The sequence below is a fragment of the Pseudoalteromonas sp. MMG006 genome (assembly GCF_018101025.1).
In the GTDB taxonomy this organism is placed as follows: Bacteria; Pseudomonadota; Gammaproteobacteria; order Enterobacterales; family Alteromonadaceae; genus Pseudoalteromonas.
On record NZ_JAGJEJ010000010.1, the window covers coordinates 1 to 13,270 of the forward strand.

The window sequence follows — 13,270 nt, forward strand, 5'->3', positions numbered from 1 at the left end:
AATTTAGACACAAAAAAAGCAGCTAAATAGCTGCTTTTTTAATGCTTACAGTTAGGTAACGATTTACCTAACTGTAAAACATATACTTATGCGTTTTCTACTGCAGTGCGTGGGTCAACATATTCCATGTTGAACGCTTCTGCTACTTCTTTGTATGTTACTTGGCCTTTAATTACGTTTAAGCCTTCTAAGAAGTGAGCGTCATCAAGTAGTGCCTTTTTGTAACCTTTGTTTGCAAGGTTAATGATGAAAGGCAGTGTTGCATTGTTAAGTGCAAACGTAGAAGTACGTGGTACAGCGCCAGGCATGTTTGCAACACAGTAGTGAACAACTTCATCAACAATGAAAGTAGGATCAGCATGTGTAGTTGCTTTAGACGTTGCAATACACCCACCTTGGTCAATGGCAACATCAACAATTGCAGAGCCAGGCTTCATTGCTTTAATGTGTTCAGCTGTTACTAGTTTAGGTGCTGCTGCACCAGGGATTAGTACGCCACCAATTACTAAATCAGCTTCTAATACGTGTTTTTCAAGAGCGTCAGCAGTAGAGTAAATAGCTTTTACTTTATTACCAAATTGTGCATCTAGTGCACGTAAAACATCAATGTTACGATCAAGAACAACAACGTCTGCGCCCATGCCAACAGCCATTTGTGCAGCACTGCGACCAACCATGCCGCCGCCGATTACAACAACTTTTGCAGCTTCAACACCTGGTACGCCACCAAGTAGCATACCACGGCCGTGGTTAGATTTTTCAAGCGCTTGTGCACCAGCTTGAATAGACATACGACCAGCAACTTCACTCATAGGTGCAAGAAGAGGTAAACCGCCACGGGCATCTGTTACTGTTTCGTATGCGATACAAATCGCTTTGCTTTTAACAAGGTCTTCAGTTTGTGGAAGATCTGGTGCAAGGTGAAGGTAAGTAAATAAGATTTGGTCTTCACGTAGCATTGCACGCTCAACAGCTTGTGGCTCTTTTACTTTTACGATCATGTCTGCTTTTGCAAAAACATCAGCCGCAGTTGCTAAAATTTCAGCGCCAGCTTGAGTGTAGTCTTCGTTTGTAAAACCAATGCCCATACCTGCATTTGTTTCAACAATCACTTGGTGGCCGTGATTTACTAATTCACGAACACTCGCAGGAACCATACCTACACGGTATTCATGGTTTTTAATTTCTTTAGGTACACCAATAATCATAAAATTTGCCTTATTAAGAACGGATTTATATTTTCCACTATTATATTCATGACAAGGCAGTGTGTCTCACCTTTTTTAAATGCTAGGCTAGTGTTATTATCTAAATAATAAAAATAAACAGAATAAAAAACTAGTTGGGCATATGCATCAGTTATTAGATAGAATTGACCGTAAAATTTTAATGGAATTACAACACGATGGGCGCCTTTCTAATGTAGAACTGGCCCGACGAGTTGGCCTGAGCGCCACGCCCTGTCTAGAAAGAGTAAAAAAGCTAGAACGAGAAGGCTATATATTAGGTTACAAAGCTGTGGTCGATCCTGCCAAGCTTGGGCAGGGGTTATCTGTGTATGTAGAAGTCACTATTACTAAAACTTCACCCGATGTATTTGACGAATTTAGCGCCGCTGTAAAAAAGCATGAAGAAATAATAGAGTGTCATTTGGTGTCGGGTAATTTTGATTTTTTATTAAAAACACGAGTAAATGATATGTCAGAATATCGAGGTGTTTTAGGCGATATACTTTTAAAACTTCCTAACGTAAGTGAAAGCCGAACTTATGTAGTAATGGAAGAGGTAAAAGGTGAGCAGGGTGTAATTATACGCCCTTATATCGCTTAACGGCCGTGCTTAGCTGTTGGTATAATTATTTTTGCGCTTAAATAATAAAAACTTGTTCATAATCAGGCCATACAAACTAAGATAAAGTGCATCAAATTGCATTTCCTGCTAAGGTATTTGACTGCTAAGCAAGTGCAAATAGAATAATAAAGAGGGATAGGAAGCTATGCGCCTAAACGGTGTGCAAAGACTATTAGAAACAGGGCTGATAATCAGTACCTTTGCGGCAATTTTCATTTTATGTGCCCTAATCAGTTTTGATCCAGCAGATGCTGCTTGGTCACAAACAAGCTTTAGTGAAGTAAGTAATATTACGGGTGCTGCGGGTGCGTGGATAGCTGATATATTACTACTTACCTTTGGTTGGCTTGCGTACTTTGTACCTGCAGCAATTCAGTTGTTTGGCTATTTATTATTTAAACAACCTCACCGAATTTTACAGCTTGATTACACAACGCTTGCACTTCGCGTTATTGGTTTTTCGTTATTTATAACGTCAGCTACCGCAATCAGCAGCATTAATTTTGATGATATTTATAACTTTTCATCTGGTGGGGTAGTGGGCGATGTGATTGCATCGGCAATGATGCCTGCCTTTAATTTTACCGGCACTACTATATTATTACTGTGCTTCTTTTTTGCCGGTTTAACCCTATTAACAGGTGTGTCGTGGGTTGAGTTTGTAGATTGGTTGGGCGATTTAGTTGTTAGGTTTTATCGTTATACTAAAGACTACGCACAAGGTTGGATGCATCGAGAACGTATTGCGGGTAGTGCAGTACAAGCTGATGCTCAGTTTAACGAAGAAAGTTTTGATGAAATCGCGTTTGATATAAACAACGAGCCAAATGACTCACCTGAATTTGAACAAGCACCAACTAACAATAAAAAACAAGACAAACAAAAAGCCATTACTAAAGAGCTGCCAACGTTTAGTGAGCCACAAATTAGTGATGACTACAGCCCATTTGATGAGCTTGACGATATACTCGATCAAGAAATTGGCTTTAGCGCCATAGACGACGAGCCAATGGATACAGAGGCTGCGCTTAACGCGCTTGATCAAAGCCAAGTCGTTGAACCTGAAAAACCAGTTACTACGGTTGTATCGCCGGCAAGGCCTATGCCTAAGCCAAAACCTGCGTATCAGCCACCGCCAACGGCAAAAGAAAAATTCGAAGAGTTACTTGATAAAGAGCCACCGCCGGGGCCTTTACCTTCGCTTGATTTACTCGATAGGCCAGATAAAGCTAAAAACCCAATATCACAAGAAGAGCTCGATACCGTATCGCGTCTTGTTGAAACAAAACTACTCGACTTTAACGTGCAAGCCACTGTAGTAGGGGTTTACCCAGGGCCCGTAGTAACCCGTTTTGAGCTTGATTTAGCACCAGGTATAAAAGTGTCTAAAATTACTGGCTTATCTAAAGATTTAGCCCGTTCGCTTTCAGCTATCAGCGTACGCGTAGTTGAAGTTATACCGGGTAAAACATATATCGGTATAGAGCTGCCTAATAAACACCGTGAAATAGTCCGTTTGTCAGAAGTAATAAACGCGCCTAAATTTGAGCAAAACCCGTCGCCATTGACCATGGTGTTAGGTAAAGATATTGCAGGACAACCTGTGTGTGCTGATTTAGGTAAAATGCCACACTTACTCGTTGCAGGTACAACTGGTTCGGGTAAATCAGTGGGCGTTAATGTCATGATAGTAAGCTTGCTGTACAAATCGGGCCCTGACGATGTACGTATGATCATGATAGATCCTAAAATGCTAGAGCTTTCAGTTTACGAAGGTATTCCGCATTTATTGTGTGAAGTAGTTACCGATATGAAAGAAGCGGCTAACGCGCTGCGCTGGTGTGTAGGTGAAATGGAGCGCCGCTATAAATTAATGTCGGCGCTAGGTGTGCGTAACTTAAAAGGTTACAACCAAAAAGTACTTGAGGCCAAAGAGGCGGGTTACCCAATTCTTGACCCATTATTTAAAGACACCGACGGCATGAAAGAAGGCCCCGATGAGCTAGATAAACTACCAAGCATAGTGGTAGTTATTGACGAATTTGCCGACATGATGATGATTGTAGGTAAAAAAGTTGAAGAGCTCATTGCCCGTATTGCGCAAAAAGCACGTGCGGCGGGTATACACTTAGTACTTGCAACACAGCGCCCATCGGTAGATGTAATTACCGGCTTAATTAAAGCCAATATACCTACACGAATGGCGTTTCAGGTATCAAGTAAAATAGACTCGCGTACCATACTCGACCAGCAAGGCGCCGAAAACCTATTAGGTATGGGTGACATGCTTTATTTACCGCCAGGCACAAGCGTACCTGAACGTGTTCATGGCGCATTTGTAGACGACCATGAAGTACACGCTGTAGTAAATGATTGGAAAGCACGTGGTAAACCAAACTACGTAGATGAAATTTTAAATGGTGATGCAACAGAAGATATTTTGTTACCTGGTGAAGCAAGCGAAAATGCAGATGAAGAGTCAGACCCTCTTTACGACGAAGCAGTCGCATTTGTAATAGAAACCGGCAAAGTATCGGTATCGTCAGTACAACGTAAATTGCGTGTTGGCTATAACCGTGCAGCACGACTAGTAGAACAAATGGAAACATCGGGTATCGTGAGTTCGCCAGGCCATAATGGCGCTCGTGATGTATTAGTACCTAATGGAGCAAATTAATGAAAAAATTAAACAGTTTATTATTAGTGCTTGGCAGCTTAGTTGCCACGCCTAGTTTTGCTGACGACAGCCAGGCACTGCAAGATAAACTTGCAACACTTAAAAGTTTTAAAGCGCAGTTTTCGCAAAACGTAACTGATTCGCAAGGCCAATCGGTTATGCAAGGCGAGGGCACAATTGCCCTTAAACAACCTATGATGATCCGCTGGCAACAAACAACCCCAGACGATACCTTATTTGTATCAAATGGCGACAAAACCTATTACTTCGACAGCTTTGCTGAGCAAGTAACTATTATGGATACCCATAGCCTTATAGACTCAACACCGTTTGTATTGCTTACCTCAAAAGATCCCGCACAATGGGAAAAATACAGCGTACAAGCTACCAACTCTGGCTTTAGCGTTACGCCAAATAAAGGCGTAGAGAGCCAAGTAGAACAGCTGGATATTACTTTTGCAGGTAACGAGCAAGGCCTTGCTAAATTAATCGTGACAGATAATTCTGGTCAGCTTTCATCATTTAGCTTTAACGATGCACAAGTAAATACCGAGCTTGATACAAGTACCTTTGAATTTACCCCGCCAGAGGGTGTTGAAATAGACGATCAGAGTAACGGTGAATAATTTAGGGTTTAACTTTGGGCCAGATGTACGCCCGCTTGCGGCTAGAATGCGCCCAACAACGCTTGACGAATATATAGGTCAGCAACATTTACTTAGTGACGATAAACCCCTGCACCAAGCCATTGTTGCAGGGCGTTGCCACAGCTTAATTTTGTGGGGCCCGCCTGGTGTAGGTAAAACAACCCTTGCGCAAATTATTGCAAACCATGCCGATGCCGAACTTATACAAATGTCGGCTGTTACCGCAGGTGTGAAAGATATTCGCGACAGCGTAACGCAAGCGCAAGATAACTTGCAAAGCCGTGGGCAACGCACCTTAATGTTTGTTGACGAAGTTCACCGCTTTAACAAATCGCAACAAGATGCATTTTTACCCCACATAGAAGATGGCACCTTTATATTTGTAGGAGCCACAACCGAAAACCCTTCATTTGCACTTAATAACGCTATTTTATCGCGTGCGCGCGTGTATGTTTTAAAGTCATTACAAGAGAGCGACCTCTACACAGTGATAGAGCGCGCACTTAAACAAGATGAGCAACTAAATCAAAAAAACATTGTTATTGCTAATAACGCCAAACAGGCGCTTTGCCAAGCAAGCGGCGGTGATGCCCGTAAAGTGTTAAACCTGCTTGAGCAAGCGGTTGATTTAACCACGGAGCAAAACGGCACATACAACGTAGATGAGCACGTATTAAGCCAAGTACTGCCAACCCATTTAGCTAAATACGATAAAGGCGGCGATGAATTTTACGATTTAATATCGGCTTTTCATAAATCAGTACGAGGCAGCTCACCCGATGGTGCGCTGTATTGGTACTGCCGTATTTTAGCCGGTGGTGGCGACCCTCTTTATGTAGCAAGGCGCTTACTTGCCATTGCAACCGAAGATATAGGCAATGCCGACCCACGCGCGATGGAAGTGGCGTTAAACGCATGGGATATATTTCAGCGTGTCGGTCCAAGTGAGGGCGAGCGCGCCATTGCACAAGCTACCCTATATTTAGCCAGCGCACCCAAAAGTAATGCGGTTTATATGGCATTTAACCAAGCAAAGGCTGATGCCAAAAACGAGCCAAGTTACCCAGTGCCTGAGCATTTACGCAATGCGCCCACAAACCTAATGAAAGACTTAGGGTATGGCGCCGAGTACCGTTATGCGCATAACGAAGAGGGTGCCTTTGCCGCAGGTGAAAAGTACTTACCGCCAGAAATAGACGGCAAAGAATATTACTTACCGAGCGATCGCGGCCTTGAGCAAAAAATTAAACAAAAACTCGATTACCTAAAAGAGCGCGACGCGCAAAGCCCACTTAAACGGTACGAAAATGATTAAACTTTATATGATGATTGCCCTTGGCGGCGCCTCAGGGGCCTGTTTACGGTTTTTTATTAGCGAAACCATGCTAAAACTCCTCGGTAGGGGATTCCCTTTTGGCACGTTGACGGTTAATATTCTTGGTTCATTGTTAATGGGCATTTTGTACGGTTTGATAGATAAAGAAATTATCACCGCAAGCCCCGCTAAAACCCTTATTGGTATTGGCTTTTTAGGTGCGTTAACCACCTTTTCGACATTCTCAATGGACTCGTTGTTGTTGTTACAACAAGGTCACTTTATTAAAATGGCCCTCAATATCATCTTAAATGTGATGATCTGTATTTTTATGGCTTGGCTGGGCCTTCAGCTGGTAATGCAAAAAGGTTAAAAAACTAACATGTTAGATTCTAAATATTTACGACAAGACGTTGAGCAAACTGCAGCACGCTTAGCGGCTCGTGGCTACGAGCTTGATGTTGCAAAAGTGACAGAACTTGAAGAGCAACGCAAAACATTACAAGTAAAAACGCAAGAGCTTCAAAGTCAACGTAACGCCAGTGCTAAAGCCATTGGTCAAGCAAAAGCGAAAGGCGAAGATGCACAGCCACTACTAGACGCAGTGGCAAATTTAGGCAGCGAATTAGACGCAACTAAAAAAGCGCAAGACGAAGTTCTAAACGCCATTAACGACATTGCATTAGCAATTCCAAACTTGCCAGACGAATCAGTACCAGAAGGCGCTGACGAAGACGACAACGTTGAAATACTTACGTGGGGCACGCCTAAAAAATACGACTTTGAAGTAAAAGATCACGTAGATGTAGGGCAAGACCTAAACGGCCTAGATTTTGAAATGGGCGTTAAAATTAGTGGCGCACGCTTTACCGTAATGCGCGGCCAAGTAGCGCGTATGCACCGTGCACTTACGCAATACATGCTAGACACCCACACAGACAAAAACGGTTATACAGAAATGTATGTACCGTACTTAGTAAATAGCGCAAGCCTTTACGGCACAAGCCAATTACCCAAGTTTGCAGGCGACTTATTCCACACATTAGGCCTAGTAAATGACGAGGGTGAACAACAAGCTGGCTTTAGCTTAATCCCAACAGCAGAAGTACCGCTGACTAATAGCGCACGCGACGAAATTTACGAAGAAAGCGATTTACCCATTCGCTTAACTGCACACACGCCATGTTTTAGAAGTGAAGCAGGCAGCTACGGTCGCGATACACGCGGTTTAATTCGTCAGCACCAGTTTGATAAAGTTGAACTAGTACAACTAGTAAAACCAGAAGATTCAATGCAAGCGCTTGAAGAGCTAACAGGCCACGCAGAGCAAATTTTACAAGCATTAGAACTTCCGTACCGTAAAGTCATTTTATGTATGGGCGACATGGGCTTTGGCGCAGCTAAAACATATGATTTAGAAGTATGGTTACCGGCACAAGACACCTACCGCGAAATTTCGTCTTGTTCAAACATGGTCGATTTCCAAGCGCGCCGTATGCAAGCACGCTTTCGTCGTGAAGGTGCTAAAAAACCAGAGTTACTCCATACATTAAACGGTTCAGGTTTAGCGGTTGGTCGTACACTCGTAGCCATCCTAGAAAACTACCAACAAGCCGACGGCTCGGTAGTAGTACCAGAAGTATTACGCCCATACATGGGTGGACTTGAAGTGATTGGTAAAGCGTAAGGTTTAGCTATTAGTTTATAGCTATAAGCTTTAAGTAGAAAAGCCGCTGTTTTAACGAACAGCGGCTTTTTTGTTGTGGGTAAAAGTAAAAGGTTCGAGGTTAAAGGGGAAAGGAAAAATCTATGTTTTGTTATTTATTAGTGCATTACTCTTTTGTCCAATATTACTGATCTCTACCATTTTGGTGTTTTCCCACATCTAGTAAATTTAGATGACAGCTAACTAGTTGTTTACATGTGTCTATTCGCTGGTTAAATTAGATACTTCGTAATATTTGGACATTTGTCGGTTTATAAAGCGACATATGTCGGATACAAAATTGTTAAATGGAAGTATCTATGCAATATGTAATTACCATCTTTAAAAATAATGAATTCCATATAGGCTCGTTTGATAATGCTGAGGAGGCTTTTGAAAGTGCAGTTTTATGTGCTGCTGAAGCAGTTTCTTCAATTCTTGAAAACGACGAAATTAAAGTCGAATGTAATCCACCGAGAATTATTATCTCTTCAGAAACTGATGCCTTACCTTTTACAATTGAAGAATGTAAGAAAAAAATAAAAATAGCTTTTACCGATAATGATGGAAGAACATATCCAGAGTTTTCACGTGTTGAAGTAAATCCCATTTAACAAGCGCATTAAATCTGACGTCACACATTGTCCGATTTTTTCTTAAAAGAAAAGGGCGCAAAAAAGCGTCCAACATGCTCCGCAGCTTATGCGGGCGTTAAAAGGCCAAGGAGTCGGCATGAGTCGAAATAGTCAAGCTAAAAGAAAAAAGAAGATTGCTGATAAAAAGAAAAAACTGTCAGCAGAGCTAGCAAGCAAAGCATCAGAAAGCTTAAAAGTAGCAACTATATTTCTAGATGAATCTGGAAATACAGGTTCTAATATTATTGATGAAAACCAACCTATATTTACACTTTCTGGTTGCAAGTTTACCGAACAAGAAGCCCTTAGATTGATCGAATTAACCGGCTCTCGTTCGCCAAAAGAAGCACATTTTAAGCAATTAAAGAGAAAAAAATCAGGTCAAGATGGCATGGTAAGGTTAATGAAACACTCATTAATCAACAAGAATAGAGTTAGAGTTGAGTTAATTCATAAAAAGTTTATGGTTACAACAAAAATTGTAGACCTCTTAATTGAACATATGATGCACTTGAGGGGTCAAGATTTATATCTTAATGGAGCCAATATTGCTCTGTCAAATATGTGGTTTTATTGCTTGCCAACATTTTGTGGTGAAGAGCCAGTTCTTAAAATGTATAAGTCATTTGTTAAAATGATCAAATTTCAAACAGATGAGTTTATCGAACAGTTCTACTCTGATGTTGAAGCTTTGAACGATACTTGTTCAAGCGACAACTTCAAAAGTGACATCAATATGATTTTAAGCACAAAGTCTATTATTCAAGATGCTCTTGACGGCATAGAAAAAGAGGCGCTTGACCCTTCAATTCCTGCGCTATTTTGCCAGTGTTTAAATTGGGGGGATGTACATCCAAAAGGCTTCCATATTGTTCATGACGACTCACAAACATTAGAAAAGCAGAAAGCCCTATTTGCACAATTCATGGACTGGACTCAAGATACCATTGAATTGGGATATGCCCGTAGGAAATTTAACCTACCGCTTAAAGGGAAAAGTTTGAAATTCTCAAGTTCTGAAGAGTATGCTCAACTTCAAGTTGCAGATATTATTGCCAGCTGCCTTGCTTATTGGGCAAACGGGGTCAGTAAAGGTGAAAAAGATGATTATTTCTTTTTAGAGTTAAACAAGCTTGGTTTGGATAAATTAACGACTAAAAATAAAATTTGGCCAACTCAAAATGTAACACCGAAAAGCCTGGGAACTGAGTACGATGGCGGAGTAAACCCCGCAGATAGTACGGCTCACTATCTCATGAGAGCAAAGGGTAGTGGCGAAGAAGTGGCTTTTTAACAAATTGCTTAAACGGACAAAAAACAGTTGGCTTTTGTTCGTTCCTTACTATTTTAGCCAACAATTTTTTGCGCGCTTAGCAAGGCGTTATGTTTCTAGGAGAGTATCGAGTTAATGTTCAATCAAAAAATAATAGTATCATTTTTAATCATTACTACAGCCATTGCTTCTAATGTTTCAATTGCAGGTGAGACAGAAGAGCTTAAACTCATCCAAATACTAAAAGATGATGTGAATAACAATGATGGTTTAGGTAACCCTAGAAGTGTTAAAGTTCTTTCAGATAATTCTAAAGTGTTTATATCAAGTGGAGATGATAATGCTTTCGCTGTTTTCAATTTAGACGATAATTTCAACCTTACATTCAGCCAAGTGTTTAAAAACTCTTCTGAGAGCATAAGTGGACTTGAAGGTGCTTCTGGCCTTATATCTTTGGAACATGGGAATAAAGTGGTTGTTACCGGATTTTATGATGGTGCTTTAACTATCTTTTCTAGTAAAAATAATGCTTATAGTTTTAAGAAAACTATAAGCGACGGTCTTAGTTATGAACGAGTATTTGATAGTGAAGTGCCAGTTGGAAAGCTTGATAGCCTTGGTCTGCTTGGTGCTTGGGATATAGTTAACACTCTTAATGAAAAGCAATTATTAATTGCAAGCTATATGAGTAACGCCATTTCTATTTTTGATATCACTCCAGATAAACAGGTAATATTTAATAGGACTGTTAAGGGTGCTAAACCATTTGAAGATGATTTGGGTAAAGCAATTAGCTTGGCATTATCTCCCTTGAATGATGAACTGTATGTCTTAGGGTTTGAAAAACATCAATTAACTATCTTTGATAGAAGTAAAACGGGGAATTTACTAGTTAAGCAAGTTTTAAAAAACGGTAGTGATGGAGTAAACCACTTTGTTAATCCTCAGAAAATTATTGTTTCTCCCAACGGGAAATTTTTGTACATCGCCTGTGCTGGGAGTAGTTCCATTGTTGTTTTTCATAAATTGGATGACGGACATTTTAAATTTTTACAGGCGATAAATAATTCAGATATTGGTGGTTCGGGTCTAGAAGGTGCGGGAAGCTTGGCGATGACAGCGGATGGTTCGAGATTATATGCAGCAGGAGAAGCGGGTTACGGGATTTATTTATTTGAGACCGAAGATAATGGAAGGCTTCGTTTTAAGAGTAAGCTATTAAGTGTGCGTGATAATGAATTAAAGAAAATATCATCAATTACTCTTACAGAAGACAACCGACACCTATTGGTAGCTACCGGTAAAAATAATTCAGTATTTGTATTTAACATAAAGTAAAGATAGGCGTTGAAAAAATAGCATTGACATCACCCATCCTATTTTTTGCAGTTTGGTCAAATCCTGATCATACTAATCAGATTACTTAATTAACCAAAGTGCTTATTTAAAGCTGCTACCTTATTTAAAAAGTGTAGCGGCTCTTATTTCTTGTGAATTAATTTGATGTCATCAACATTAGCTTTGCCTCTTTACCGTCTGTTAATACTGCGACGTTACCTTTATCAGTTATAAACACGTCTCTTAACCTGCCTGCAGCTTTAGGAAATACGTGGGACTGGGTGAATTCACCATTGGCCAAATCAACGCTGTAGAGCTTTTTATCAACAAGCGTAGTGATGAGTACATGTTTTTGAAGTGAAGGGAATACAGTGTGTTTAAAGCCATAATACGCCATGCCTGATGGGGCGATTGAGGGCGTCCAATTAACACTTGGTTTTTGCATACCTTTATATTCGGTAAAGGGTGAAATACGTGCTTGCGAGTAATCTTTGCCGTAGGTGATCACAGGCCACCCATAATTAGTGCCTGTGGTTAAATAGTTTAGCTCGTCGCCGCCTGCAGGGCCGTGCTCGTGGCTAACAATTTGATGCGTATCGTAATCATACACTAAGCCTTGCGGGTTACGGTGACCGAGTGAGTAAACAGCATGTGCATTTAGGTTTTTGTGATTAATAAATGGGTTATCTTTAGGAGTGGTGCCATCTAGGTTTATACGTAATAGTTTGCCAAGTTGGCTGGTGATAACTTGTGCTTGCTCTCTAAAGTCAAACCCATCGCCCGTTGAAACTAATAACGTATTGTCGGGTAGGATAAGAGCTCGACCAGCGTAATGTTGTGGTGTGTTTTTATCAGTCGCTACTTTATAAATAACGTGTGGCTTTGAAAAGTCAGTGCCATTAAACGTGGCTTTGGCAACAACAAGCCTGTTTGCGCTTGCATCACCTTGAGCATAAGTAAATATGACTTCTTTAGTAGCGTTAAAATTAGGCGAAAGCACAATATCAAGTAAGCCGCCTTGGCCTGCAACGTATAAGCTTTCAAGGTTTAAATTTACTCTAGATTGTTTGTTGTTTTTTACAATAACAACGTGGCCGTTACGCTCTGTAATTAACCATGTGCCGTTTGGTAGTTTAACCATGCTCCACGGCGAATTTAATTTTGTAGCGAGTGTGTGAGTGCTGTACTGCTCTTTAGGTAATGTAGCAGCGCTGGCCGTGGACGCAAAAAGCCCTACAAACAACCATAGCGCTAATTGAGAGAGTCGTTGTTTACATTGCAAGCCTTTGCTACTGTAAGAAAAAAGCTTTATTTTAAGTTGAGATAACCATGCCATTTTTAACACGTATACTCCCTTTATTTTTAGTTTCTTGGTTACTTACCTTTACACTTGCTAGCTTGTTTCATAGCCAATACGTTGTCAATCAATTAGTTAATGTAGGTGTAGTGGTGGGCTTTAGTGATCGTGCTAGTTTAACGCTTGATGATTGGCTCGGTTTATTACCTACCTACGGTGCTATTATTGCTGTTGCACTTGCCATTGCGTTTTTTGTTACCGTAAAGCTTAATAAAAAGGTGCAAAAATACAGTACTCAGTTATTCATTATTGCTGGCATAGTCGCATTTGCTATTGTGTTAATTGCCATTGAATCGATTATGAATATTCATATTATAGCGGGCGCACGTGGCTGGGGCTTTTATATGCAGTTATTTGCAGGTGCGGTTGGGGGTTATACGTTCTCACAGTTAACTAAGGCAGCTAGAAACCCGAAAAAGTGTGATGTGTGAATATAAATACGGCGCATACGTTATTTACTGATTAATAAAGG

General features: G+C 40.7%; 12 protein-coding genes. 10 read left to right on the plus strand and 2 right to left on the minus strand.

Going from position 1 to position 13,270, the window contains the following annotated elements:
* Positions 1 to 86: 86 nt before the first annotated feature.
* Positions 87 to 1,208, minus strand: coding sequence for an alanine dehydrogenase (ald, locus tag J8L73_RS11065; RefSeq protein WP_210999536.1), 1,122 nt, complete (start codon positions 1,206 to 1,208; stop codon positions 87 to 89).
* Positions 1,209 to 1,350: 142 nt separating this feature from the next.
* Here ald and lrp point away from each other — a divergent pair, with 142 nt between their 5' ends.
* From lrp to J8L73_RS11110, 9 genes are all read left to right on the plus strand, one after another.
* Positions 1,351 to 1,830 carry a leucine-responsive transcriptional regulator Lrp gene (gene lrp, locus J8L73_RS11070; protein WP_104642776.1) on the plus strand — a complete coding sequence of 160 codons (480 nt, stop codon included), beginning with the start codon at positions 1,351 to 1,353 and terminating at the stop codon, positions 1,828 to 1,830.
* 166 nt (positions 1,831 to 1,996) lie between these two features.
* The gene (locus J8L73_RS11075; protein WP_211017084.1) at positions 1,997 to 4,528 is read left to right on the plus strand and encodes a DNA translocase FtsK; all 2,532 of its coding nucleotides are present in this window, start codon (positions 1,997 to 1,999) and stop codon (positions 4,526 to 4,528) included.
* Positions 4,528 to 5,154 carry an outer membrane lipoprotein chaperone LolA gene (gene lolA / locus J8L73_RS11080; protein WP_211017086.1) on the plus strand — a complete coding sequence of 209 codons (627 nt, stop codon included), beginning with the start codon at positions 4,528 to 4,530 and terminating at the stop codon, positions 5,152 to 5,154. Before J8L73_RS11075 ends, lolA begins: the two co-directional genes overlap by 1 nt.
* Positions 5,147 to 6,490: a replication-associated recombination protein A gene (locus J8L73_RS11085; protein WP_211017088.1), complete on the plus strand. Its 1,344-nt coding sequence runs from the start codon at positions 5,147 to 5,149 to the stop codon at positions 6,488 to 6,490. Before lolA ends, J8L73_RS11085 begins: the two co-directional genes overlap by 8 nt.
* Positions 6,483 to 6,863, plus strand: coding sequence for a fluoride efflux transporter CrcB (gene crcB / locus J8L73_RS11090; protein WP_089347798.1), 381 nt, complete (start codon positions 6,483 to 6,485; stop codon positions 6,861 to 6,863). Before J8L73_RS11085 ends, crcB begins: the two co-directional genes overlap by 8 nt.
* Positions 6,864 to 6,872: 9 nt before the next feature.
* Positions 6,873 to 8,177, plus strand: coding sequence for a serine--tRNA ligase (serS, locus tag J8L73_RS11095; RefSeq protein ID WP_211017089.1), 1,305 nt, complete (start codon positions 6,873 to 6,875; stop codon positions 8,175 to 8,177).
* Positions 8,178 to 8,515: 338 nt separating this feature from the next.
* Complete coding sequence (locus J8L73_RS11100) at positions 8,516 to 8,809, plus strand: hypothetical protein (RefSeq protein ID WP_211017091.1); 294 nt, start codon at positions 8,516 to 8,518, stop codon at positions 8,807 to 8,809.
* Positions 8,810 to 8,927: 118 nt separating this feature from the next.
* Positions 8,928 to 10,124 carry a DUF3800 domain-containing protein gene (locus tag J8L73_RS11105; RefSeq protein ID WP_211017093.1) on the plus strand — a complete coding sequence of 399 codons (1,197 nt, stop codon included), beginning with the start codon at positions 8,928 to 8,930 and terminating at the stop codon, positions 10,122 to 10,124.
* Positions 10,125 to 10,238: 114 nt separating this feature from the next.
* Complete coding sequence (locus J8L73_RS11110) at positions 10,239 to 11,441, plus strand: beta-propeller fold lactonase family protein (RefSeq protein WP_211017095.1); 1,203 nt, start codon at positions 10,239 to 10,241, stop codon at positions 11,439 to 11,441.
* A gap of 157 nt (positions 11,442 to 11,598) precedes the next feature.
* Here the strand turns inward: J8L73_RS11110 and J8L73_RS11115 are convergent, their stop codons facing one another.
* Positions 11,599 to 12,786 carry a PQQ-dependent sugar dehydrogenase gene (locus J8L73_RS11115; protein ID WP_211017098.1) on the minus strand — a complete coding sequence of 396 codons (1,188 nt, stop codon included), beginning with the start codon at positions 12,784 to 12,786 and terminating at the stop codon, positions 11,599 to 11,601.
* Between J8L73_RS11115 and J8L73_RS11120 the strand changes: the two genes are divergently transcribed.
* Positions 12,771 to 13,229, plus strand: coding sequence for a hypothetical protein (locus J8L73_RS11120; RefSeq protein WP_211017100.1), 459 nt, complete (start codon positions 12,771 to 12,773; stop codon positions 13,227 to 13,229). The two genes, J8L73_RS11115 and J8L73_RS11120, sit on opposite strands and share 16 nt — an antisense overlap.
* The last annotated feature ends 41 nt before the right edge of the window (positions 13,230 to 13,270 follow it).